13 protein-coding genes are annotated in these 25,265 nt (G+C 54.7%); 9 read left to right on the top strand and 4 right to left on the bottom strand.

What is annotated here, in order from left to right; all coding sequences use genetic code 11:
- The first annotated feature begins 73 nt into the window (after positions 1–73).
- Positions 74–2,227 (top strand): hypothetical protein, encoded by a 2,154-nt coding sequence (locus SH573x_RS24320; protein WP_479356803.1) that lies wholly within the window; start codon positions 74–76, stop codon positions 2,225–2,227.
- Positions 2,228–2,345: 118 nt separating this feature from the next.
- On the opposite strand, the gene SH573x_RS24315 is transcribed toward SH573x_RS24320, so the two are convergent.
- Complete coding sequence (locus SH573x_RS24315) at positions 2,346–3,446, bottom strand: PKD domain-containing protein (RefSeq protein WP_479350561.1); 1,101 nt, start codon at positions 3,444–3,446, stop codon at positions 2,346–2,348.
- Between the two features lie 297 nt (positions 3,447–3,743).
- Between SH573x_RS24315 and SH573x_RS24310 the strand changes: the two genes are divergently transcribed.
- Positions 3,744–4,442: a YMGG-like glycine zipper-containing protein gene (locus SH573x_RS24310; protein WP_479350560.1), complete on the top strand. Its 699-nt coding sequence runs from the start codon at positions 3,744–3,746 to the stop codon at positions 4,440–4,442.
- A 5-nt stretch (positions 4,443–4,447) separates the two neighbouring features.
- On the opposite strand, the gene SH573x_RS24305 is transcribed toward SH573x_RS24310, so the two are convergent.
- Complete coding sequence (locus SH573x_RS24305) at positions 4,448–5,935, bottom strand: DUF1501 domain-containing protein (RefSeq protein WP_479350558.1); 1,488 nt, start codon at positions 5,933–5,935, stop codon at positions 4,448–4,450.
- A 2-nt stretch (positions 5,936–5,937) separates the two neighbouring features.
- Positions 5,938–9,024 carry a PSD1 and planctomycete cytochrome C domain-containing protein gene (locus SH573x_RS24300; protein WP_479350557.1) on the bottom strand — a complete coding sequence of 1,029 codons (3,087 nt, stop codon included), beginning with the start codon at positions 9,022–9,024 and terminating at the stop codon, positions 5,938–5,940.
- A gap of 441 nt (positions 9,025–9,465) precedes the next feature.
- Here SH573x_RS24300 and SH573x_RS24295 point away from each other — a divergent pair, with 441 nt between their 5' ends.
- The 5 genes from SH573x_RS24295 (at position 9,466) to SH573x_RS24275 (ending at position 20,051) form a co-directional block, all read left to right on the top strand.
- On the top strand, positions 9,466–10,089 hold the full coding sequence (locus tag SH573x_RS24295; RefSeq protein ID WP_479350555.1) for an RNA polymerase sigma factor: 624 nt from the start codon (positions 9,466–9,468) through the stop codon (positions 10,087–10,089).
- Positions 10,076–13,021, top strand: a complete 2,946-nt coding sequence (locus tag SH573x_RS24290; RefSeq protein ID WP_479350553.1) for a protein kinase domain-containing protein — start codon at positions 10,076–10,078, stop codon at positions 13,019–13,021. The genes SH573x_RS24295 and SH573x_RS24290 overlap by 14 nt, the downstream gene beginning before the upstream one ends.
- A gap of 45 nt (positions 13,022–13,066) precedes the next feature.
- Positions 13,067–15,037, top strand: coding sequence for a matrixin family metalloprotease (locus SH573x_RS24285; protein ID WP_479350552.1), 1,971 nt, complete (start codon positions 13,067–13,069; stop codon positions 15,035–15,037).
- 116 nt (positions 15,038–15,153) lie between these two features.
- Complete coding sequence (locus tag SH573x_RS24280; RefSeq protein WP_479350551.1) at positions 15,154–17,211, top strand: prolyl oligopeptidase family serine peptidase; 2,058 nt, start codon at positions 15,154–15,156, stop codon at positions 17,209–17,211.
- A 77-nt stretch (positions 17,212–17,288) separates the two neighbouring features.
- Positions 17,289–20,051: a M16 family metallopeptidase gene (locus SH573x_RS24275; RefSeq protein WP_479350550.1), complete on the top strand. Its 2,763-nt coding sequence runs from the start codon at positions 17,289–17,291 to the stop codon at positions 20,049–20,051.
- A gap of 147 nt (positions 20,052–20,198) precedes the next feature.
- Here the strand turns inward: SH573x_RS24275 and xylB are convergent, their stop codons facing one another.
- Positions 20,199–21,716 (bottom strand): xylulokinase, encoded by a 1,518-nt coding sequence (xylB, locus tag SH573x_RS24270; RefSeq protein ID WP_479350548.1) that lies wholly within the window; start codon positions 21,714–21,716, stop codon positions 20,199–20,201.
- 26 nt (positions 21,717–21,742) lie between these two features.
- On the opposite strand from xylB, the gene SH573x_RS24265 reads away from it, so the two are divergent.
- Together SH573x_RS24265 and SH573x_RS24260 are read left to right on the top strand one after the other, a co-directional pair.
- The gene (locus tag SH573x_RS24265) at positions 21,743–23,239 is read left to right on the top strand and encodes a type 2 periplasmic-binding domain-containing protein (protein WP_479350546.1); all 1,497 of its coding nucleotides are present in this window, start codon (positions 21,743–21,745) and stop codon (positions 23,237–23,239) included.
- Positions 23,240–23,520: 281 nt separating this feature from the next.
- Positions 23,521–25,083, top strand: a complete 1,563-nt coding sequence (locus tag SH573x_RS24260) for a transposase (RefSeq protein ID WP_479348734.1) — start codon at positions 23,521–23,523, stop codon at positions 25,081–25,083.
- The last annotated feature ends 182 nt before the right edge of the window (positions 25,084–25,265 follow it).

The following is a 25,265-nucleotide window of genomic DNA, read 5'->3' as shown; positions in this document are numbered from 1 at the left end:
GCGCCATCGGCTTCAGAGTCGTCGGATGCAACAGCGGCGAAGGCAAACAGAGAAGGACAAGAACGTGAGGGCAATGAAACTGGTCGTGTGGTTGATAGCGTTGATGGGCACGGGTGTAGCTTGCGCTGCCCAACAGCCAGAACCGGCGGCTGCGCTGCGTTCGGCTTATCGGATCGAGATTCCGTTGCCCATCGTCGGTGCGCGCGACGAAGCCATACAACGACAGATCAATCAAGTCGCAGCCAAGGCACGCGGCGATCAGCGGCCCGTGGTCGTATTGGACTTTACCGTGCCAGAGGTGGAGAACGATACTGCCGATCCAACCAGCCGGGGCACGAGTTTTGAACGAGCCCTGTCGTTGGCCCGCTTTCTAACCAGTTCATCGGCTGCCAAGGTGCGGTTGATCGCCTATGTCTCGCGACCCATCGAAGGTCACGCAGTCTTACCAGTTTTGGCCTGCGAAGACATCATCGTCAGCGAGGATGCCGAACTGGGCCGAGCGACGATCGATGAAAACAAAGTCGATGAAGTCATCCGTGGCGCCTATCGAGAAATTGTTAAGTCGCGTCAGCCGTTGTGGGAAGCAGCAGTCGCGGCCATGCTCGACCCCAACGTAGAAGTGTATGAAGTTGAGTTGACCGATGGCAGCAAACAAGTTGTCGCGGGCACCGAGGCTAAGCGTCTGCGCGACGAAGGTAAGGTCATCAGCCAGTCACCGATTTGGTCTGGCGGTGGTCTGGCGAGTTACACTGCCGCGACCATGCGCACACACGGTTGGGTAGCCAACGTCGTACCCGGTATCGACCAACTACCGGCGGCCTTGGGCATCAATGGCCGACTGCAGAACGTGCGTTTGCAACCAGAGAAATGGAATGCAGTGACGCTCGAAATCGATGATCAACTGACGGCCCCACGCGTCAATCAGTTCATTCGTTCGGTTGGTGAACGTAAGAACAAAGGTGACTTGAATCTACTGATCATCGACGTCAGCAATGTTAACGCTGAGTTCAGTGAAGCGTTGCGTCTGGCGCAGTATATCAAGGAACTGGAAGTCGACGGAATAACGACAGCCTCCATTATCAACCAGTCATGTGCCACGCCGGTGTTGCTGCCTGCCCTGGTGTGCGATCAGGTATTTGTACTCGATGGCGTCAGTCTTGGATCAGCAGATCGCAAGCCCGGCATGGTGCAGTCGCTCAGCGATGGCAACTTGACCGCCTTGGTCGCGATTGAACAAGACACGGGGCGTCCAGTCAGCTTGATGACCGCAGCGATGGACCCGGAATGCGTTGTTAAGCTTTATGTGCACAAGACCAATGGCAAGCAGTTGCCGCTGGCAGAGTGGCAATGGAAGCGACAGATTCAACCTGCCGATTGGGTAGCCAACGAGACACTGGTGGATGAGGGCATCGTCACGCATGACGTGGCTCTGCGATTCGGACTGATCGATGGCCATGTGCTCGATCGAGCTGCGGCGCTGCGCGAGTTGGGGGTGGTCGATCAACCTGAGACGTTAAGCGAGCCTTTTGTCGAGACGGTGATCCAGCGGATGCTGGCCTTTGAATGGCTGCCACGCATGCTGGTCATGATCGGCTTTATGGCCTTGATGATCGAGATGGGCAGTCCCGGCTTGGGCTTGGGCGGTTTCGCAGCGGCGCTGTGTTTCTTAGCTTTCTTTTGGATCGAAGGACTCAACGGCAATGTCGAATGGCTCGAAGTGCTATTGTTTCTCGCCGGTATGACGGCACTGGCCATTGAACTGTTTGTGCTACCAGGCTTTGGCGTGTTTGGTATCGGTGGTGCGCTAATGGTGTTGGCCTCGATCGTGCTGGCCAGCCAGACGTTCGTCTTTCCATCCAACTCCGAACAACTGACGCTGATTGCCAACAATTTGTTTTGGGTAGCCATCTGTGCACTGATGGTGGTCGTGGGTGCGGTAGCCATGGGTAGACGACTGGAGAATACGCCGGTTCTCCGCTTTCTGACCATCGAGCCAGCCGGTGCCGACGATGTGGCGGAACTCGAAGCACGCGAAGCCATCGTGCACTGGGAACATTTATTGGGCCAAGATGGTTTGACGACCACGCGCCTCAACCCTAGCGGTAAGGCTCAGTTTGGCCACATGATTGTCAACGTCCTCGGAACGCAAATGGTCGACGAAGGCGTGGCAGTACGTGTGGTGGAAGTCAGAGGCAATAGCGTCTTCGTCGAACCGCTCGAGTCCTAAAAGTGTCTCCTTTTGCTCCGCAAAAGGCACGCGTGCAAAGTGCCTTTCGCGGAATCATGAGACCTGCCTTTTGCGGAGATATCCGACCTGCCTTTCGCGGAGCGAAAGGAGACTATAGTTATGGCAATGTCACGTCCCAGACTTTGGCACGTCGAGCTTTGCCATCGGCGCCTTCAACATTCAGCACCACTACAAACTCACCGGCTTTGGCGTAAGTGTGAATCGGATGTTGTTCGTCTGAGGTTGATCCGTCACCGAAGTCCCAACTCCACTTGGTTATCTTGCCAGTGGATTGGTCATGAAAGGCTACGCGTCGGGCTGCAGAGTCGAGCACTTGGAATGACCAGTCGGCGGTTATCGCTTTGCGCTGCGCAGCTTCCAAGGGCATGAGTCGAAAGGCTACCAGGTCGGAAGCGTTGCCATACATGGTCGTTTTGTGAGACAAATTCCAAAAGGTGTTCTTGCCGTCTTCTTTATGATCAAAGTCCATGATCGCCCACGACATGCCAATGATCTTGTTCTCTGTGAGCTTGCTGATAATGGCTCGCGAAGCGTCAGGCGGCGCGTGGTCGAAGGGAGTGATCCAGAACTCGAGGGTCAGTTTGCCTGCTTCTCCGTGTTTGAAGTTGTAACGCGTGGCTGCATTGGAATGTGGCAAGTCCTTGATCCACGGTTGGCAGCCCCAAACCATCGTCCAGTCCTTGCCTTCGGCGGGGGTAAAGATGTGATAGTTCTGGGCGTGCACGCCGTGGTACTCAAAGTGCGTTGCCAGTTTGTCACGCAGCTTTTCGATAGGGTGAAACTGGCGAATAAAGGGGCCGCCTGATAAGTCCCCGTCGACGACTAGTTCCAAGATGTCATTGTGAAGATCGGTGCGTTCGAAGTCCCAGTAGTTGTCGTAAGCTTCATAAAGAAAATACAACTGGTTCATGCCTTTGACCCAACCGACTTTGATCTTGACATCCAGGTTGTCGAGATCGAATTTGTCATCGAGCTTTTGGTAGGTCTCGCGGTGGTCTTGCATGCCAATCGTATATTCCGCTGGCACGATATCCCAATCCTCAGCCAGCCCATCAATGCGTGGGATCTTGTCTGGTGGAAATTGGAATACTTTGTATTCCACATCCGGCCGAGCTAAATTCACTGCCGTCGGCTCTTGCGCCCAGCCGCTAATGCAAGCAAAACCGGTTACCGCTACCAACCACGCTACTCGCTTCATTTTAAACGCCTCCGCAAGAAAAAGTTTTGCTAGCATTGTAGCACGTAGCTGATCTCGCCAGAGACTAGCTTTCCTGTAGCCGATCTCGCCAGAGATTGGATGGATTAGAGTCTACGCGTCCAAAGTCTGGCGACTTCGGCTACGGTTGGGTAAGTTGCGAGTAGCTAAGATCTCTTGACTCTATGGGTTAGCGCTGGTTTACTCCGCTTCGACTAGTTGCGCTGCCGATGAACTAATGTGGCTGAGGATGACGCCTGTCCACCGAGTTTTTCTCTCAGGAAGCTTGTGAGTAACAAAATGACACGGAAGTTGTTAGCGGGACTTTTGACAGTATTGGCGATCCAATCCTCAGCTTTCGCCCAAGACGGCACGCGCAACGGGGCGGTGCTGGGTGGCGTAGGCGGGGCAGTTATTGGTGGCATCATCGGTCATCAGAATGATGAAGTCCCAGAGGGTGCCCTGATCGGCGGTGCGGTGGGAGCAGTTGCCGGTGGCCTGTTGGGACATGCTCGCGAACAACAGACTCGCCAACGCTATTACCAACAGCCGCAATACGTTCCAGCTCCTCAGCAACACCAGCATTACAACACCTATCGAACCGTACCTTCACGGACGACTGTGGTTCCTGCGCCAGGAGTTACCACGGGTGATGTCTTGGCCATGACTCGTAACGGGGTCGGCGAATCGGTTATTATCAATCACATCTACGCCACCGGTTTGCAAAGGCGCATTGGTACCAGTGAGATTATTTCGCTGCATCAACAAGGCGTATCCGAGAATGTGATCAATGCCATGCAACAGGCTCCGTTGCGGAGCACCTACGGCGGAACCACCATTACTGGTAACTCATCGACGACGATCATGACGCCACCCGGTGGAACCGTCATCGTTCAAGAACAATATGGCTCGCCGACCTACGTCCCGCCAACCACGTACGTTCAGCCTGCTCCGCGCCCGACTTACTACAGATCGTATCCACAGCGCCGCGGTTTCTAAGGTTCTTACGCCAGGAGTTCGGGGATGACCTTCGGTTCCTCGACGCCTGTTAAGCGTTGATCGAGCCCCTGAAACTTGAACGACAGTCGTGTGTGGTCGATCCCCATGCAATGCAGAATGGTCGCATTCAGGTCATTCACATTGACTGGATCACGCACGATGTTGTAGCTGAAGTCGTCGGTCTCGCCGTGGACGTAACCGCGTTTCACGCCGCCACCAGCCATCCACACACAGAAGTTGCGGGGATGGTGATCTCGACCGTAATCGTCTTTGGTCAGTGTGCCTTGAGAATACACCGTGCGGCCGAATTCACCACCGCATACAACAAGCGTATCCTCCAGCAGGCCGCGCTGCTTGAGATCTAGTACCAACGCCGCCGTGCCTTGATCCGTATCGCGACACTGATTGCTCAACTGTCGCGGCAGACCACCGTGCGTGTCCCAACCACGATGCAAGATCTGCACCATTCGCACTCCGCGCTCTACCAGGCGACGCGCCAACAGCGTGCTGTGTGCAAAGGTTCCGGGCGTGTGGACATCAGGCCCATACATGGCCAGCGTGGCCGCCGACTCTTGGCTGATGTCTGTTAGCTCGGGCACGCTACTTTGCATCCGAAACGCCATTTCGTATTGTGCGATGCGCGTCTCAGTTTCCGGATCGCCAAAACGCTCGATAGCTGCCTGGTTCAATTCACTAAGTGCGTCCAGCATGGCACGTCGATCTTCGCGCAGCACGCCATCGGGATTGGGCAGGTAAAGCACCGGGTCGCCACCACCTCGCAGCGCCACTCCGTTGAATCGAGTGGGCAAGAAACCGCTGCCCCACATGCGGTTATACAGAGCTTGAGCATTACTCTCGGCGGGAAAACGCGGTGTGAAGACCATGAAGGCCGGTAAGTCGTTGTTCTCGCTGCCCAGACCATAGGCCAGCCAAGAACCGATGCTGGCCTTGCCAGGCACTTCGGAGCCCGTCATGACAAACGTGCATGCAGGGTCATGATTGATGGCGTTGGTATGCACCGAGCGAATCAGCGTAAAGTCATCCACTAGCTTGGCGGTGTGCGGCATCAGTTCGGTGTTAGCCCATACGCCTGATTGGCCGACGCGCTCGAATTTGAACTTTGTCGGAGCTACGGGAAAGCGAGTTTGCCCGCTGGTCATGGTTGACAGCCGCTGACCACCGCGGACCGAATCCGGCAGCTCCTTATCAAAGTACTCGGCGAGCCCTGGTTTGTAATCCCAGGTGTCGTGCTGCGGAGGGCCGCCGTTGTAATGCAAATAGATGATCGACTTGGCCCGCGGCGCAAAGTGTGGCAAGCCCGGCAGTGGTGGGTGCACTGGTAAGGTTGTGGAAGTCTTTTCACCTGCCGCAGAAATTTTTGGCAGCGAAGTTCCAGCCAAGGCAGCCAAAGCCATGCTGCCTAGCCTGAGACCTTGTTGACCGAAAAACTGACGACGAGTCTGATGGAGTTGATAACTGGCTTGTGAGTCCATATCTAATTTCTCGTTAGCGTTTCATCTAGATTCAGTAGCGTGTTAACGACCAGTGTGTACGCGGCTAGCTCGGCTACATCCAGGGACGAGTCGCTGGGACTGTCCCCTTGTTTGATAAGCTTGGTGGCTGACTCGGTATCGCTGCGATAACGCTGCCAGGTTTTTTCGAGTTGACGCGCAGCGATCGCTTGCTCACGCTCCGACGGATAACGTCCAAGCACGATGCGGAAGGCCAGCTGTAGACGTTCAGGTCCAGCTGAGCAATCTTTCATTAGGCGCTCGGCCAGTGCTCGGGCGGCTTCGATATGCTGCACATCGTTCATCAGCTGCAGCGCTTGGAGTGGCGTGTTGCTCTTCTCACGTTTGGTGCAAAACTGCTCGCGATTGGGCGCATCGAAGTTGACCATAAAGGGTGGAGGTGCCGTGCGTTTGAAGAAGTTGTAGATGCTGCGGCGATAAAGCGCTGGACCATCGTCACGCTTGTAGAACTGCGTATTGGAACCGCCAAAGGCAACGGGCTCCCAGATCTTCTCGGGCTGGTAGGGTCGAACACCTTTGCCGCCCATCTGGATATTGATCAAACCACTAACGGCCAACGCATTGTCGCGAATCTGTTCCGCATCCAAGCGAAAGCGTGGTCCGCGCGCCAAAAGTCGATTCTCTGGATCCACGCGCAGCATCTCTGGAGTGATGCGTGAATCTTGCTTGAAAGACTGAGAGCAGACGATCAATCGAATCAAATGCTTCACGTCCCAGCCTGACGTTTCAAAGTGGTCAGCGAGCCAGTCGAGCAACTCTGGATGGCTGGGCATCTCGCCCTGGGAACCGAAATCATAGCTCGTCTTGACCAGTCCATTTCCAAAGAGCTGTTGCCAAAAGCGGTTAACCGTCACGCGTGAAGTGAGCGGATTCTTTCCCGAGACCAACCAGCGAGCCAAGTCCAAGCGCGTGGCTCGAACGCTTGCATCACTTTTTTCCAGGGGCGGTAGCACTGCCAGTACATCCGGCTGAACGGCTTCGCCAGGTTTGTCGTATGCGCCGCGCATCATAACAAAGCTCTCGCGCATGTCCGAGCGATCGTTGTAAACAAACGTAGCTGGAATCGAATCTTCGTGGGCTTTGCGTGCGTCTCTTAAGCGTTTTCGATCCGCCAGTAGAGATTCGAAGCTGGGGCGAGTTGTAGTGCAGACTTCTTGCAAGTAGTGATTGCGCAGCCCGACGAGTATGTCGTCTGCAGGCTTTTTGTCTGGACCATCTTTGGCTGCAGCTTTCAAATGATCGGGAATGGAGGCGGTGTCCTGACCTTGAACACTCTTCCACCACGCCAGGAATGATTGCGTGGGATCGGTCGCTGGATTGGTCGAGCCTACCACGCCTACATGATCCCAATAAACAGTGCCGCCAAACTGTGTTAGTGCCAAACCAGTTAGCTGATCGCCAGTCGCTAAGCCAACTTTCGAAATTGGAACTTCCAGTCGGACCCACTGGCCCGCATCGGGCAGTCCACCCATGTTGACTCGTTCGGTGGTGCCGGCTGCTCCCCAGCCGATAGCGTCGTAGTCACCCCACACAGCGCGATGTTGCCAGCCCTGTTTGAAGAACTGCAACATGACGGACTTGGGCATGTTGGCAGGGTCGAGCCACACGTAGGCGAAGATCGTACCTTGGCTGGGCAGCGACAGCGGCGTGCTGGCTTGGTCCCACACATCCTGGGCCAGCCCAACATCGGTGCGCTTGATGGCTCGTTGGCCACTGTAAACCTGGTTGCCAGCTCCCGAGGAAACAAACTCCGTTGGTTGGCCAGGTGATGCCTGCAGTTTGCCACCGGCAGGAAAATCATCTTCCATCCACAGAGTTTCGCTGGTTGTGGTGGTTATCTCAGCAGTCGGTTTGTCGGCTGGATCGGTGTAAGCGATTGACTGCAGCTGGTTGTCGATCAGTTGTTGAGCGCTGGCTATTTGCCGATCTAGTTCCGCCAAGCGCTGACGATCGGCATCGCTGATGAGTTTCAATACAGGCTGAGTCAACAAAGCATTACCGTCCATGGCCGGATCGGCAGCTGAGTTGAAGAAAGCGTAGAAGGAGTAAAACTCTTTTTGTGTTATCGGATCAAACTTGTGATCGTGACACACCGCGCAGCCACCGGTCAGGCCCAGCCATGTTTGCATGGTGGTGCTGGCACGATCAACTGCATAGCGGTAGAGCAGTTCTGCATCGATCGATCCGCCTTCACTGGTAGTCACGTTGCAGCGGTTGAATCCCGTGGCCACAAGTTGGTCCTGCGTGGCATTGGGAAGTAAGTCGCCGGCCAGTTGCTCGATAGTGAACTGGTCAAATGTCAAATTGCGATTGAAGGCGCTGATGACCCAATCTCGATAAGCCCAAGTTTGGCGTTCATTGTCCAGGTGCATACCGTGAGTATCTGCATACCGTGCCACGTCGAGCCAGTGGCGGGCCATTTCTTCACCATAATGCTGACTATCGAGGTAGCGATCCACCATGCGTTCGTACGCATCGTGCGATTGGTCGCTCAGATACTGATCGATTTGCTGGACCGTGGGTGGCAAGCCGGTCAGGGCAAAGGACACTCGGCGGATCAGAATCTCTTGGCTGGCAGTTGGCGACATTTGCCAACCTTCGTCCGCCAAACGTTGCGCAATGAAGTTGTCGATGGGATTCGAGAAGCGTGTGATGGAGGCCGGTGAGGGTACGTTTATCGGCTGGATGGCTTCGAAAGCCCAGTGCTTCTGATATTTCGCACCTTGTTCGATCCACGCTTTAAGGACGGCCTTTTCCTCGTTGGTCAGCGCTTTGTGGCTGGCTGCCGGAGGCATCAAGGCATCTGGATCGTTCGTGACGATACGTTGCCAAACTAGACTTTTTTCCGGGCTGCCAGGCACGATTGGCGCCTGCTCGCCGCGGGGTCCAGTCGCAATTTCGGCCAGATCGAGTCGCAAGTCGGCTTGCCGCTTTTTGGCATCGAAGCCGTGACAAGCAAAGCACTTGTCGGACAGGATTGGTCGAACATGCGAATTGAACGAAATGCTACCAGGCTCGACAGCTGGTAAGGGGCTTCCCGATAGCAGCATTGTCCCAAGGCAGATTGAGAGAACAGAGATCCGCATTATGGCTGATTCAGAATTATGGGTAGGGAAAAAGCAAAGGTGGGTCCCCCATTATACCACGCCGTGTCCGAACTCTGCCGTAGCCGAACTCTGCCGTAGCCGAACTCGCCAGAGTTTGGACGCGCCACGTTTAATTCATCCAATCTCTGGCGAGATCGGCCACGAATAACCCGGGGTCTGTCCCCACTCGAGATCGGGGACAGAGCAGGGGTTGGGTGTTATTCATCCAATCTCTGGCGAGATCGGCTACGGGGACAGAGCGGACCGCATGGTTCCAAAGTCTGGCGACTTCGGCTACCTACTCCGAAGGGGGGCGTCGATGAGCCTGGGGACAATGCTTCCCGTCGAGCCAACGCTGTGCGTGGCGGATTTGACCGGTTGAAGCTACTCTAAGGCTGTGGGGCAATGATGTTGAAAACAGGTGTTTTGATATCGATGGACGAAACCGAAAAACGCTCGATGACTGACAAATCACTTCTGTCGCGATATCGCCGTGGGGACGATGACGCGGCGACGGAGTTGTATTTGCGGTACGCGGACCGACTGCGGGCACTGGCCGTTCGCCAGACTTCGGGAATCCTGCAACAGCGTCTTGATGCTGATGATATGGTGCAGTCCGTCTTTCGTACGTTCTTTCGCCGCGCGGCCAAAGGGCAATATGATTTACCCGAGGGTGATGAACTGTGGAAACTTCTGCTGGTCATTGGACTGAACAAAATCCGCTACGCGGGAGCGTTCCATCGCGCCGACAAACGCGACGTCCAGAAGACCACCAGCGCCGATTCAATTCAATTCACTTTGAGCAATGAAAAGAGCGGCGACCAAGTTGCGCTGAGCGTTCTTCAATTAACCATCGAGGAGATGCTGCAACCACTGCCCAGCGGAGTTCGTGAAATCGTCGACCTACGCATCGCCGGTCACGAGATCAGCGAAATTTCCACCATCGCGAAACGATCCAAACGATCGGTTGAACGCATCCTTCAGGAGTTTCGTCGCAAGCTTGGGGAGCTGATCCATGTTGATTCCTGAAGATCTGGATTTGGAGTTGGACGAGTTCGTCGAACGCTTCGAAGTCGCGCGCGCCGAAAATCCGCATGTCGATGTCAAGCAGTTTATGCCCCAACTCACGCACCCGCGCTATGCGGCGATCGGTTGCGAGTTGTTGCGAGTGGATATGGAACTTTCAGCTGCAACCGGCAGACTTCTATCGGTTGAGTCGTATCGCGACCGCTTTCCAGTCATTTGCCAAAACAGTGTCTTATTGAACCAACTGGCCGACGAAGCTAAGCGTCTGACCGGTAGTAGTCTCGCCAATTGGTCCAGTCCTGTTAATGCGACCTTCGCTAGCACCGCCAGCAACCCACCGCCCCCACAACCCGGGCAAACCGTATGTGGCTTTCGAATTTTGGCCGAGTTGGGGCGCGGCGCCTTTAGTTGGGTCTTTCTGGCTACCGATGCCAGCCTCTCGCAGCGTCCTGTCGTTCTGAAATTCTCCGCGCAGTTTCCTGCCGAAGCTCAACTGCTCTCACGCCTGCAGCACAAAAACATTGTGCCCATCTACTCGCTCCACCAATGGCATCAATATCATTTGATATGCATGCCGTTTCTCGGAGCCCTAACGCTCAGCAGTTTACTGCAAAGCGATCAACCATCTCTTTCTAAACCGCTCTCTGGTCAAGCTCTCATCGATACTTTGATGACCAGCGCTAGCCAAACTTGGAAAGAGACGTTGCCGGCTACCTTCACGACCACCCATGTTGCTCAGGCATCTATCGGCCATGATTCTGGCCTGTCGTCACAACTCCGAGCCGACGTGTCCCGCATGACGACTACGGAATTGGCTTTGTGGATTGTGGCTGAATTGGCCGACGGACTTGCGCACGCCCACTTGCGAGGTATCCTGCATCGCGACATCAAGCCTGCCAATGTACTCTTGAGTGACGATGGCTTGCCAATGTTGCTCGACTTCAACTTGGCGGCAGAAACACAGCCAGCTATTGCCTCCGAACAAGTCGTAGGTGGCACGCTCCGCTACATGGCACCGGAACAATTGCGAGCGGTCCAGCAAACGTCGCAAACGCTAGATTTTCGTACCGATATCTTCAGCTTGGGAGTTGTGCTGTACGAACTGCTGATGCTCGCGCCGCCCTTCCCCGATCGAACAGGCAACACTCGAGATGTGCTGCAGCAGATGCAAATCGATCGCCAATCGTTGCCAATGGTTTCAGTCGATTGGAAACGCGGCCTGACTCCCGCTGTGATCAGCATTGTGCTGCGAGCCTTGGCCCCATTGCCTGAAGAGCGTTATGCTTCGGCCGAACAGTTTCGTGATGATTTGCGCAGGCAGTTGGCTGCACGGCCCTTGCAGCACACGCCTGATCGTTCGGTCCGCGAGAGAATTGCCAAGTGGAATAACCGACATCCGCGACTTACGTCGCTGGTCATTGTCAGCGGACTAAGCTGTGTGCTCTTAACGGTCGCCTTGGTCAGTGTGTGGATTGCAAGAGCGAAGATGCAAAGACTCGCAGTGGTCGATTGGTTGCAACAAGTCGCACAAACAGAAGTCTCAGCTCGTAACCTGCTCGCCTGTCAAAACGCTCCCGACGTGGCTATCGAACAGTGGCTCACGGAAAGTGAAACGGTGCTTGCCCGCGAAGATCAAGCCAAGATTGAATCGCTAAACCTCGAGCAACAATCTGAAGTCAAAGGTCAATTGGCTCGAATCCTCTTCTATCGCTCCCAAGGTGACATAACACTTGCATCGCGCGCCACTGACAACCAACAAACGGCTCTGCTTCAGCTAGCCTTAAACGAACTCGAGCGTTCGCAATCCATCGAGCCATCCGATGTGACCAAGGCCTGGATCGACACAATTGGCCAAGCAGCCAACACCGCTGAGGTCACCAGCGCCGTGCGGCAGTTGCCACTCAAGTCGGTAATTGATCGTGAATTGGATTTGGCAACACGTTCGGTCGATCGCCATGCCACCAATCCTTGGCATTGGCTGAGTATGGGACAGTTGCATTTATATGTGGGACAGCTTGAATCAGCCCGATCCAGCTTTGAACTCAGCCATCAACTCGCCCGGGAGCAGCCGTTGCCGGCTTTCTTCTTGGGCGTCGTAGAAATGCAGCGCAAGAATTTTCAAGCTGCCGACCAGTGGTTCAGTCACGCGCTGACACTGGACCCAGTGAACGCAGATGTTTTGCTTTCGCGCGCTGCCACTCGCGTCGAACTCAAACACTACCAACAAGCCATTGATGACATCGATAAACTAGGCGCGAGCATCCAGCGCTATCCGCGAGCCTGGTTCATTCGCGAAAGAGCCGAGCTGCGCTTGGGACGAAACGCAGCAGCCAAACGCAGCTTGCACACAGGTCTCCAACTCACACCGGTGGACGCCCTGGGTTGGAATGCACGCGGCGAAGCTCGTTTGCGAACCAGTCCGCCCGATCCCCATGGCGCGCTGCATGATTTTGAAAAGTCGATCGAAGTCGGGCCGAACTTTCGTAATGCGTACGAAAATGCGGCGCACGTCTTAGCCGAACATCTCGACCAACCCCTCGCAGCCATTGATAAGCTGAACCAAGTGGTGGAGGTCGACCCGACTTACGCCCTGGCGCTATCTTCGCGAGCTGTATTGCAGGCTCGTCTTGGTAAGGCTGAAGCCGCCCAGCAAGATATTGCCGCTGCGCTGGCCATGGAACGTACCCCGCTGATTTGTTATCAAGCCGCCAGCGCACTTGCGATTTTAAATAAAAGCAATTCGACTGCAGGAAAATCTTTGGCGGAATCGGGCACGCAATCTGGCTCTATCTCTGAGGCATTGGAATTACTGAAAGAGGCACTACGCCAAGATCCCAAACTGAATAGACTTATGCAGCATGATCAAGATCTGCTCAACTTGCACGATAGCCCCGAGTTTCAACAACTGCTGACCGCAGCCAAGAAACTGCAGTAGCCCCAACTGCAGTTTTATCCCCGCAATTTGAACTGAGTACGAAGAATGTCCGCGCCCGACCGAAGGTCTGCTTGTCCCTCGCATCGCCCCTTGGCCAACGCTCTTGAGAAATTAGAAGAACGTTGGACTCCCGCACAATTTGGCATACCGTGGAATGATCCAACTCATCTAACGATGAGCTACGCGCCAGACGGCACAACCGCGGCGGGTCAGCCGAGTCAGTTGTTTGCGGCTCTCGATGCACAAATGCCGCGCGATACTTGGCAAAATGCGCTGCGCCGTGCCGCTCAAACTTGGGCCAATATCGCTAACCTGAATGTTGGACTGCGCCCCGATCAGGGGCAGGCGTTTGGTTCGCCGGGGCCGGCCCAGGGCGATACACGCTTTGGCGATATACGCATTGGTGGCCTGCCGATGGCAGCCAGCGAATTGGCAGTCAGCACTCCACCTACGTCCAGCCAAGCCGGTACTTTTGCTGGGGATATTTTCATCAATACCTCAGTCGCCTTCACACCGCTAACGCTGTATGCGACGGCACTGCATGAATTTGGGCATGCTTTCGGTTTGGATCATAGCGCGGATCCCACCTCGATCATGCATCCCAACTTAACTGGTCAGCGAGCGCTGGCGGCCAGCGATGTCACGTCCATTCGCAATCTATATGGCCTGCGTTCCATCGATTTGAACGAAGATGCCAAGAACCCCAACGGCACGCTTGGAGACGCAACCCGTATCAAGTACTCGCAAGTGTCGGGTGGCTACAATGGTTCAACACCCGTTGTCGCTTACGGTGACATCTCCAACGCCAGCGACATAGACTACTTTTTCATCAAGCCGATTGTAGGCTATTCTGGATCAATGACGTTCCGCGTCCAGACAGCCGGCATCAGCTTTCTGGCACCACAGATCACTGCCTACAACGAAGCTGGTGTCCCACTGGCCACACGAACGTCCACCAGCAACAGTGGTGACGTGTTGACCATACGCCTGAACAACGTCATTTCGGATAATCGATATTTCTTGCGAGTGTCTGCCGCCCCCAATGCCACGTATAAAGTTGGACGATTTGCGATTGCAGTCACTTTTGACAACGTGCCACAAGTCCGCGCAGTAGCCGTCGACACTGTGCTGCGCGGGCGTTATGAAACATTGCTCTCAGAAGCCATTGATCAGGTATTTAAGACTCCCTCTAGCGTGATCTACGAAGATGACTTACATGCTAATGACACAGTGGCTACCGCCGATAATCTGCGGCAAGGAGTTGGAAGCCCCAACGCCAATGCGCTGAGCGTCCAGGCCTCTCTCAGTGATGCGACGGACGTAGATGTGTATCGCGTACGCACTCCCAACATCAATGGCACGTGGGTAGCAACCATCACGACTCGAGGTGCGGGGGTCAACAGTGTCATCTTGAAACCCGAAATTCTAGATGCCGCCGCGCGGCCAATTAACGGAACGATACTGGCCAATGGCAACAGTACGTTTACGATTCAGGCAAATGGGCTCGCCTCCAATCGCGATCTATTTGTGCGCATCGCTGCACCGAACAAGACCGGCAACTATACTCTGGATGTCCAGTTCTCACGCATCGCAGCGGATGTGAGCGACTTTGTCAGCGGAGCCGTTAATAATCCTGCTCAGCCCGTCACTGGTAAACTCTATGTTGCCCGCACGCAACTAATGAATTTTATTCTCGATGCAGGATCACCCGGCGGGCTCCTAATTTTCGAACTGCGGGATGCCGGTGGTAATGTTGTCCAGCAGTTGAGAGTACGAGCTGGTAACACGATTAGCGCAGTCAGCCAACTGCTTAAGCCAGGTGAGTACACCTTTACCATCACAGCTTCGACGCGCATGACCTTCAGACTTCGCGGGAGTCGCTTAACGGATCCGATTGGTCCTGTCATCGATGATGGCACTCTCGCGCCTCAATACGGTAACGATGACGGCACGTTTACTTTTCCAGATGGGGTAACGCAAAGTTTGCCTTATTTGTGGATCTTAACATTCCTCTGAGCACACTTGCTTGCCAATAGCCATGGATATGACGGGGCGATTGTAGAAGTGAACGTGATAAACTCATACAATGAGTGGCTCCCGAATTCTATCCACCCCAACCATGGCCCCGCAAAATGTTCCCCATTGTCTGCGTTGGTAAGCGCGCCGCTGCACTTTTACTATCTCTAACACTACTGCCAACGTTATCACTTACTCGCGCAGACGGACCGGCCGATAATGTGCCTGATAAAGTCCGGCCCATTCCGCCGGAGGGCATCGAAGTCCCGGCTGACAAGGCTAAGCAATTGAGTGATGCTGCGGCCAAGCTAGAGTCGGAGTTGGCCAAGTACAAAAGTGTCACCGACTCGGATCGCTCTCAAATCGGTGTCTTCTCGCGCGCGGTGCGCATGACGCTCGAAGATGGAATGTTCTATAGCGATCAAGATGTGGAGCATGCGTTTGAGTTGTTGAAACTCGGGCAGGCTCGTCTGGCCGCGCTCGGCAATGGCAGGTCGGGCTCTAAGTTGTTGCTGCCTGAATCGCATAGCGACGAGAAGCCCATTCTGGCAGTAGGGGCCTATCGCTCTCGCATTGATGGCTCTCTGCAACCCTTTGGACTTGTACTGCCCGCCTCGATATTAACTGACCCGATGCGAGAGAGGCGATTGGATGTGTGGTTGCATGGTCGTGGCGAAAAGACCAGCGAGGCAGCTTTCTTACATCAGCGCCTTAATTCTGTCGGCGACATTGCGCCGCCAGAGACGATTGTGTTGCATCCGTACGGTCGCTACTGCAACGCATTTAAGTTTGCTGGCGAGATCGATATTCTAGAAGCCATCGACGAAGTGAAGCGGTTGTTTGCGATTGATTCAAATCGAATTTCCATTCGTGGATTTTCGATGGGTGGTGCTGGATGTTGGCAGATGGCTGTGCACTATCCAGGCATGTGGATGGCGGCCACGCCTGGCGCGGGGTTCAGCGAGACTCGCGAGTTTTTGAAAGTCTTTCAGAAAGAGGACTTTCAACCCTCCGAGTCACAATCACTCTTGTTGCACTGGTATGACTGCCCAGATTGGGCCAACAATCTACGTCTGCTGCCCACAGTAGCCTACAGTGGCGAAATCGATAATCAGAAACAGGCCGCTGATGTGATGGCTGCGGCAATGAAGAGTCGTGGTATGGAACTGAAACACATTATTGGTCCTCAAACCGGACACAAGATTCACCCTGATTCAAAAATCGAAATCGAACAATTCCTAGCTCAGGCGGCACAGACGGGTCGCGCGAGCACTCCGCCAGAGATCGACTTTACTACCTACACATTGCGATACGCCAAAAACGCCTGGTTGACGATTGAATCGCTCGAAAAACATTGGCACGAATCTCGTGTCAGAGCCAAAATTCAATCGCCGACCCGCATCGAGATGACGACCAAAAATGTGGCTGCATTGTCAATCAACCTGCCAGTCGATCAAGAGTTGCTCAGTCGCACGCAACCAGTCGAACTAGTCATCGACAATATGAAGCTGTTCATACCGATGTCCGGCGCCCGGCAGCCACTGGATGTGTTGTTGGTACGCAGGGCAGACGGCTGGCAAGTTGCCGTACGCGATGCAAATCTTCTGCTGCGTAAACGACCAGGCTTGCAGGGACCTATCGATGACGCATTTATGGATGCCTTCATGTTCGTTGGCCCCAGCAAAACGGCGAAGGATCCCAGCGCAGTTGATCGCTGGATTGGCGAAGAGTTCGAGCATGCCCAGCGAGAGTGGCGCCGACATTTCCGCGGTAATGTGGTGCAGCCAGCTAATAAAGTGCCGACCGATGCCGAGATAGCTTCGCACAACTTAATACTTTTCGGAACTCCCGAAACCAGTCCGCTGATCGCGGACATTCTGAACAAACTGCCCTTGCAATGGCAGGTGGGGGGTGAGGTGACTCTTGGCAAGCATAAAGAGAGCGCTAGTACGCATGTGCCAGTCTTGATCTATCCCAATCCACTTAATCCTAGCCGTTATGTGGTTATTAATAGCGGATTCACCTACCGTGAGTTCGCCTACCTCAATAATGCTCGGCAAATCCCGATGTTGCCCGACTGGGCCATCTTGGATGTTACTGCGGGCCGCGATTTCCAAAATCCTGGCAAAGTCACCGCTGCAGGTTTCTTTAATGAAACGTGGCAGTTGAAATAGTGGTTAAAATGCGGTCGCTTGAACATTGAGATTCAATGCTCGATTCTCTTCCATTTGCAATTCATTGGGAGCCGCACATGAACCATCTTAGGCCGATCGTAGCATGCTTTGTGCTCGGTCTCGCGTCCATCACACAAGTTTCGAACGCGCTGGCGGACAATCCGCAAAAGGTTGCGACGGTCGAAGGCGTCAACGAATACAAGTTCGACAACGGAGCGCGATTGCTTCTGTTTCCGGAACCATCACGCCCTACCATTAGTGTCAACATGACAGTGCTGGTTGGCTCGCGGCATGAAGGTTATGGCGAAGCGGGCATGGCCCACCTGCTCGAGCATCTGGTATTCAAAGGCACTCCGACATTTCCCGATGTGCCCAAGGCCTTGCGCGACCATGGCGCAAACTTCAATGGAACCACCAATGTCGATCGTACCAATTACTTCGAAACGCTTCCGGCTAACGAAGACAATCTGGAATTTGGCATCAAGCTGGAATGCGATCGACTGGTCAACAGTTTTATTCGTCGCGAAGACCTGATCAGCGAATTCACGGTCGTACGCAATGAATTCGAACGTGGAGAAAACAGTCCCCAGTCGGTGCTCAGTCAGCGTGTAGCCGCCGTGGCTTATGAATGGCACAACTATGGGAAATCGACGATCGGTAATCGCAGTGACATTGAACGTGTGCCAATCGATAATCTGCAAGCTTTCTATCGCAAATACTATCAACCAGACAACGTGGTATTGATTGTTACCGGCCAATTCGAAGAAGCCAAAGCCCTGGCGCTGGCCAGCAAGTATCTTGGCTCGATCGCCAAGCCCGAGCGCAAGTTGGATCCAACCTACACCGAGGAGCCGCCTCAAGACGGTGAACGCTTGGTGACGTTGCGTCGCGTTGGTAAGGTCGGAGCTATCGAAGCGGTTTATCACATGCCCTCTGCCTCGCACACTGACTGGGCACCATTGTCGATTTTAGGCAGTGTTCTTTCCGAATCTAAAGTGGGACGTTTGGACGCCAAATTGGTCGAAACGAAACTGGCTACCAGCGCGTCGGCCAGCGCCGACAACGCCCATGATCCCGGGCTGTTCTACTTCTCAGCGGAACCGGCTGAAGGCAACCTGGATGTTGTCAAAACCAAATTGATCGAGATCTGCGACACGCTGGGTGATGAACCGTTCAGTCAAGAAGCCATCGAGCGCGCCAAGATGCGCTACAAACGTCGCTCCGAACAACTACTCACCAGTGCTTCGCAAATGTCTTCGGCACTCAGTAGCGCCTCGGCGTTGGGAGATTGGCGTTTGCTGTTTTTGCAGCGCGATCGCATTGCCAAAGTGACGGCAGACGATGTCAATCGAGTTGCCAAGATCTACTTTCCTCCGTTCAACCGCACCGTAGGTGTGTTCATTCCTGCTGATGCTCCGCAACGCATGTCGATTCCTACAGTGGAGTCGATTGCTGACGTCGTCAAAGACTACAAAGGTGGCGATGCAGTTGCATCCGGCGAAGCGTTTGATCCTACACCGGACAACCTGGACAAGCGGCTGCGAACTAGCGAAGTAGGTGGCGTGCGCGTGGCCGTGCTACCCAAGCAGAATCGCGGTGAAACTGTGGTCATGACGTTGACGCTGCGCTACGGCAACGAAGAATCACTCAACGGCAAAACCGCAGCTGCTGGACTCATCACCAGCATGCTAATGTCCGGCACCAAACAGCTGGACCGTCAAGCCTTGCAGGCCAAACAAGATGAACTGGGCGTGCGCATCGGAGGTGGCATGGGTGGCGGAGGTCGTCGCGGTGGGGGACGTGGTGCCGGTGGTGGCGGTGGTGGATCGCTGACATTCTCGCTAGAGGCCAAACGTGAATCGATTCTGGCCGGTATTGAATTGCTGGGCCAGATTTTGCACGAACCTGCCTTCTCGCCCGAGGAATTCGAACAACTCAAGTTGCGCTTGATCACGGGCATGCGTAGTATGCAAACCGATCCAGCCGCGTTAGCGAGCAATAAAATCTCGCGCGCTCTTTCCGATTATCCAGCCAGCGATGTGCGCTACATCATGAGCATGGATGAATCTCTCGAGAACATGGAGAAGACCAAGCTGGAAGATATCGTCGATATCTATAAGCACCAGATTTCAGCGGCCACGGGCGAAGTAGCCATTGTCGGCGACTTCGATGTCGAGCCCACGCTAGCCGCTATCACTTCGATCTTGAAAGATTGGAAGAGCGAAGTAACCTATCGCTCGATCGATCGCGAAGCTCGCAAGGAGATGCAAGGCAGCAAAGACAATATCGTGACACCGGACAAAGCCAACGCAGTCTTTATGGCTGGCATGGCCTTAGGTATGAACGAAGCCGATTCCGATAGCACAGCTTTGGAAATCGGCAACTTCATTCTCGGAGGCGGAACACTGTCCTCGCGATTGGGAAATCGCATTCGTCAGAAAGAAGGTCTGTCTTATGGTGTGACCAGTTCGTTCTCCGCTCCTTCTAAGGGCAATGATGCCAGGTTTATGATCAATGCGATCACCAATCCTGACAACATTGATGCTGTTGAAAAAGCTGCCATGGAAGAGCTGAAACGCTTCATTGCCGAAGGACCTTCGGCCGAAGAACTGGCGGACGCTCAAACGGCCTTCCTCGAAGCACAGAAGGTTGGACGTTCTAGCGATAGTGCCATTGCCGGTCAAATCATCAGCAATCTGCACCTTGGTCGCACCTTTGCGTATACGAAGGCTCAAGAAGAACGCGTCAAAGCGCTGACTCCCGAAGATGTCCGCAAAGCGTTCGAAAAGTTTGTCGACCCCAGCAAGCTGGTGATCATTCGCGCGGGCGACTTCAAATAATCGAAGACCATTGGCTTGCCCCGACTCAGTCGGGGCAAGTCGAATTGAGTGTCGGCGAACTTCTTCGTAGCCGATCTCGCCAGAGATTGGATGATCTCAACTTAATGCGTCCAAAGTCTGGCGACTTCGGCTACGGGTTACAACACCTTAGAGTTTGCCGATCATCTGGTACGCATCTTTCAGCATGCCGTAGAGAGACCGATAGACTTCAAACGAGCGATCGTAGCTTTTCGCGGCTGCTCGGGTAGGCGAGGTTTTATGTGTGACCTCGATCGTCGCTCGACAGGCTTCTTCGATGTTCTTGTACTGGCCGCAGCCGACGGCTGCCAAGAGGGCCACGCCAAAGGCTGGACCTTGTTCGGCGTTCATCGTACAAGCGGCTTGATTCATGACGTCGGCCATAATCTGTTTCCAGAGCGTGCTCTTGGCCCCGCCACCGCTCACACGCATCTCTTTGACTGGCACACCCAATTGCTTGATGATCTCCAGACTTTCACGCAAGCTCATGGCCACGCCTTCCATCACGGCTCGCGCCATATGACCTCGATCATGCGCAGTTGTCAGACCGACAAAAGCACCACGCGCCAGCGGATCGGCGTGCGGCGTGCGTTCGCCAGCTAGATATGGCAAGAACAGCAAGCCTTCGCTGCCCGGGGCAATCTTGTCGGCTTCCGCGTTCAGCACTTGATACGGATCGCTTCCGCGCTTGCCGGCCAGTTCTTTACAGACGTTTTCCATAAACCACTGCAAGGAGCCAGCGGCAGAAAGTGTCACACCCATCATGTGCCATTTGCCGTGCACCGCATGGCAGAAGGTATGCAATCGACCGTGTGCGTCATATTGAGGTTCGTCGCTGTGGATAAACATCACCCCACTGGTGCCCAGCGAAGCGGTCAACAACCCTTTGCGCACGATACCATTTCCCACTGCACCTGCAGCGCAGTCGCCTGCCCCGGCCACGACTTTGCAACCAGTCGTCAGGCCCAGTTGTTGAGCGACAGCCGGCAACAATGAACCGGTGACCTGTTCCGATTCGTATACTGTGGCAAACAGGGCAGGATCCAGTTCCAGTTTGCCCAGCAATTCGGTCGACCACTTGCGCTCCACGACGTTCAGCAGCAGCATACCGCTCGCATCACTGACATCGGTAGCCAACTCGCCGGTCAATCTGCGGCGGATTTCATCTTTGGGCAAGAGCACATGAGCCAACCGAGCAAAGTTCTTAGGCTCTTGCGAGCGCAGCCACAAGATTTTGGGCGCGGTAAAACCGGTCAGGGCCGGATTGGCAACCATGCGAATCAGTTCTTCGCGGCCGCCGGCTCGCTGGGTAATCTCTTCGCATTGGGCAGCCGTGCGTTGGTCGTTCCACAGCAAAGCCGGTCGAATGACTTGTTGCTTCTTGTCCAGAAACACGCTCCCGTGCATTTGGCCGGACAGTCCGATACCTTTGATGCGTTCGGGTTTGACCTTGGACTGTTTGACAACTGCGCGCACGGTCTTTACAGTCGCGTTCCACCAATCGTCGGGATTCTGTTCCGTCCACAAAGGTTTAGGCGTCAGGACCTCGTAACTGGCAGACGCTTCGGCCAGAATATTGCCTTGGCCGTCGATTAGCAGACTCTTGGTGCCTGACGTGCCAATATCGATCCCAATGAAGTGACTCACCGCTTTTACCCCAGTTACCCGATAAGATGATGACTGCTGAAAACGCTGCACTATACCGCCGGATGCCAAACGCCGCAAACACCCACCTCGCGCAGAGGTCTTGGGCTGCTCGAGTTACCCAAGTTGCTGGCCTGGCATGGTCGCTGACCACACGAGTGTTCCCTGCGTGCCTGTGCGCTTGCCTGTGCATGGGGTTGGCTGGTTGCAAGCCTGATGCGCAGAATCAAGCTAACGCGCCGACGTCCGCGGTGCCCAAGTCGTCGGTGCCGCTGCGCGTCTGGTTCGTGGCCGATCCTACCGACAAAGCCGTTATCGAACGTCAGTGGCAAGCCACCTTTGATCGCCCGATCGATGTTCGCATTTTCAGCCAAGCGGAATTGCTCGAGCAAGAAAAGGGACAGTGTGATGTCATTGTGTATCCAGCTGCGCTGCTGGGTGATTTGATCAGTCGTCAGTGGTTGGTTGAGTTACCATCGGCCTTGCAATCGCGGCCAAGTGGTACCGATGATAGCCAGCCGGCAGATCCGCTGCCGACTGGTTGGCTCGATCAAGCTCGGTTCGATCGTAAATTGTGGGGCGTTTCGTTATCGGTGATCACGCCAGTATTGGCGGCCAATTTTGAACTGCCAGAAGCAGCAGCTGCCAACTCCAACAGCGACAGTACTGTCGAACAATCTCTGGCCTATTGGCAGAGCGTGGTCGCAGCGCTCAAAGCACAGCCACCAAACAGTGCGGCTGATTCAGAGGCCGCCAATGCAGTTGAAGTTGACGCTCTGGCTGTCAGCGATCGCTTTCTAACAATCTTTAACAGCATCCACAGCACCGAAAATCGCATCGGTGTGCTGTTCGATCCCGAAACGTTGGCCCCACGTATCAATCAAGCTTCCGCGGTCCAAACCGTGAAGATCATGCAGGATATCAAGTCGGCAGGGGCTAGCCCGGTGGCCCTGCTGGGCAGTCACACGAAGGCATGGAATGCGCTCAGTACTACTACACCCAATTTGACGCTCTGCGTACCACCACCAGCCTCGCCCGAAGTTGACAAGCTGAGCGCTTACTCAATTCAACCTCCACCCACTAATCCCGCGCGGGCAGGTATGCGCGTGTCAGCGGGCTCTAACGTTGGACGTGGTTTGATGGCATCGACGACTCGGCAGTGCCAACAGACCGGAGCATCAATTGAGTTCGTGCGTTGGCTGGCCAGCGAAAGCAGCCGTCAAGGTTTTGCCAAACGCATTCAAGGCATCTTGGCCGAGTCCGCCTACGCGCCGGGCTCATCAGCCTGGAAAGCTCAGCGCATCGTGCAGCGTTTAGGACAGCAAGCTCGTCTACCGCTCGAGCCGCGTCTGACCAACAACGCCAAGTTTCGCGAATTGCTCGGCAGCCAGGTTGCCGCTGCGCTGCAAGGACAGGTCAGCCCCGAAGAAGCGCTGGCTGCGGTAGAAAAGAGTTGGCAAGAACTAATCAGCGCTGGCGACAAAGCGGCGCTGATCGAAAGTTATGTGGGCAGCCTGGGATTGTAACCTCTCCATGCGCAGCATGGGGAGGTCGGAGCGAGCGCAGCGAGGCTCCGGGAGGGGTGAGTGCCTGTAGCCGAAGTCGCCAGACTTTGGACGCGTCTTGTTGGATGCAACTCCTTCTGCAGGCACTTCCACTTCGGTAACGTCGCCCCCTCCCGCAGACTTCGGCTGAACGCCTCGTCTGCGACCTCCCCCAGCTTCGGAGAGTGCTGATTTAATTCCAATTTGCTCTGGCATGGGTATTATGGTTGAAGAGGCCGACGTTCCAACTCGGTGCAATCATTATGCTAACGAACCATCGCGATTTTTTGTTTGAGATTCGTGCGTCGGATCTGGCGATCTATAAGCGTGTGCTGCCGCTCAAGTCGCCCCTTTTAGATGCGTTGGAGATAGTCCCCTGGGAAAGTTTCCGGCCTGAGCTGGAGAAGTATTATTGTCGTGAGGGAGGTAGGCCCACCCTGCCAGTAATCCTCCTCCTGAAGGTGTTGTACCTGCAATATCTCTATCATCTATCAGACAGCAAAGTCCTAGAAAGAGCCAGTTCGGATTTATTGTTCCGCTGGTTTCTGCAAGTGCCGATTACTTGTAAGTTGCCGGACGGAAGTACTTTGAGTCGCTTTCGGGGTCGCATCGGAGAAGAGGGGATGCAGAAAGTTTTCGACCGACTGATCAGCTTCGCGCGCAGCAAGGGCCTTGTCAGCGATCGGTTGCGACTTAAAGATGCCACACACGTCTATGCCAATATTGCTGTGCCCACCACGTTGAAACTGCTGGCGCAGCTGCGAGAAAAGATGCTCGCTGCTATCGAGCCCATTGATGCTGAGGTCGCTCAAGGATTCCGTATCCGAGCCGATCGAAGCCGCGTCGAAACCGAGAAAGAATCCGAGGAGATTCGCCTTGATGCTCGTCTGGATTTAGTCGGCGACATCCTGACGTGGATGCTCGAGCAGCCCGATCCATCCCAAGAGAGTGATTGCCAAGAGTCTTGGAAACGATTCATCGAAGTACGTGCGCTCGCTCAAAAGATCGTGAGCGATTGCTTGAACCCAGGTCAGGGTGATCGCACGCTGAGCGTGGTTGATAGCGATGCCCGCCGCGGAATGCATGGCGAGTTTTACGACGGCTATTTGGTCGATGTGTTGATGGACGCCGATAGCCAGCTGATCACTCAACTTGAGGTGCTTCCGGCAAACGGTGCTGAGGCCCAAGACGCGGTTCATCTGATTGAACGCGAACAGCAAGCTCATGGCAACAAGATCGAACAGCTATCCCTTGACGGCGCGGGATTTAACGGGCCAATGCTGCGCGCGTTGGAAGGCCCTGGCGGGATGGAAGTTGATGTGATCACACCGCCGCGTGACTTCGGCAACGATGAAGGCTTTGCTTCGACGGCGTTTGCATTGACCTCAGACGGCGAGCATGTGACATGTCCAGCTGGCCACACATCCAATAAAGGATTTCAAGATGCCACGAAGCCTAACCGCACGACGTTCGACTTTCCGGCTAAGAAATGTTGGGGCTGTCCGTTGCTCGCGCAGTGCAACCCCAAGATGAAAGAGACCAGCCGTCGAGGTCGACGAGTGAATAAGAATGAGTATGAAGAAGAATACAAACGTGCTCGTCAGAAGTCCAAGACAGAGCAATACCAACAAGTCCGGCGTGAGCATCCGGCCATCGAACGGAAGTTAGGGGAAGTGGCTCGGCACGGGCGCGGTCGTTGTGCAAGATACTGCGGTCTGGCAAAAGTGAAGATCCAACAACTGATGACATGCTTCACAGTGAACGTCAAACGACTGGCAAAACTGCTTGCCGTGGAGCGCTGCGCACCGACTGTCGCAATCGGGTGAAAAAAGCCGTTCAAATCGCCGCTTTGGGCAGTCTGGGCTAAATTTCGCCTCGAGACGAACCAGGATTCGTAAATAACAACCTCCCCAGCGCGTTGAGTCAGCAAAAAAACAACCGCCCCACATCAATAAGAGACTACGCTTTGCTATTATCGCATCGCTCTCCTTCGCCGGGGGAGGTGACA

The sequence above is a fragment of the Rania fehmarnensis genome (assembly GCF_056494185.1).
This window is presented reverse-complemented; position numbering and strand designations above follow the sequence as displayed.

Bases quoted from the DNA above. Each gene is read 5' to 3' on its own strand.
- SH573x_RS24320 (WP_479356803.1), top strand. From the start codon at position 74: ATGAAACTGGTCGTGTGGTTGATAGCGTTGATGGGCACGGGTGTAGCT.
- SH573x_RS24315 (WP_479350561.1), bottom strand. From the start codon at position 3,446: ATGAAGCGAGTAGCGTGGTTGGTAGCGGTAACCGGTTTTGCTTGCATT.
- SH573x_RS24310 (WP_479350560.1), top strand. From the start codon at position 3,744: ATGACACGGAAGTTGTTAGCGGGACTTTTGACAGTATTGGCGATCCAA.
- SH573x_RS24305 (WP_479350558.1), bottom strand. From the start codon at position 5,935: ATGGACTCACAAGCCAGTTATCAACTCCATCAGACTCGTCGTCAGTTT.
- SH573x_RS24300 (WP_479350557.1), bottom strand. From the start codon at position 9,024: ATGCTGCTATCGGGAAGCCCCTTACCAGCTGTCGAGCCTGGTAGCATT.
- SH573x_RS24295 (WP_479350555.1), top strand. From the start codon at position 9,466: ATGATGTTGAAAACAGGTGTTTTGATATCGATGGACGAAACCGAAAAA.
- SH573x_RS24290 (WP_479350553.1), top strand. From the start codon at position 10,076: ATGTTGATTCCTGAAGATCTGGATTTGGAGTTGGACGAGTTCGTCGAA.
- SH573x_RS24285 (WP_479350552.1), top strand. From the start codon at position 13,067: ATGTCCGCGCCCGACCGAAGGTCTGCTTGTCCCTCGCATCGCCCCTTG.
- SH573x_RS24280 (WP_479350551.1), top strand. From the start codon at position 15,154: ATGTTCCCCATTGTCTGCGTTGGTAAGCGCGCCGCTGCACTTTTACTA.
- SH573x_RS24275 (WP_479350550.1), top strand. From the start codon at position 17,289: ATGAACCATCTTAGGCCGATCGTAGCATGCTTTGTGCTCGGTCTCGCG.
- SH573x_RS24265 (WP_479350546.1), top strand. From the start codon at position 21,743: ATGATGACTGCTGAAAACGCTGCACTATACCGCCGGATGCCAAACGCC.
- SH573x_RS24260 (WP_479348734.1), top strand. From the start codon at position 23,521: ATGCTAACGAACCATCGCGATTTTTTGTTTGAGATTCGTGCGTCGGAT.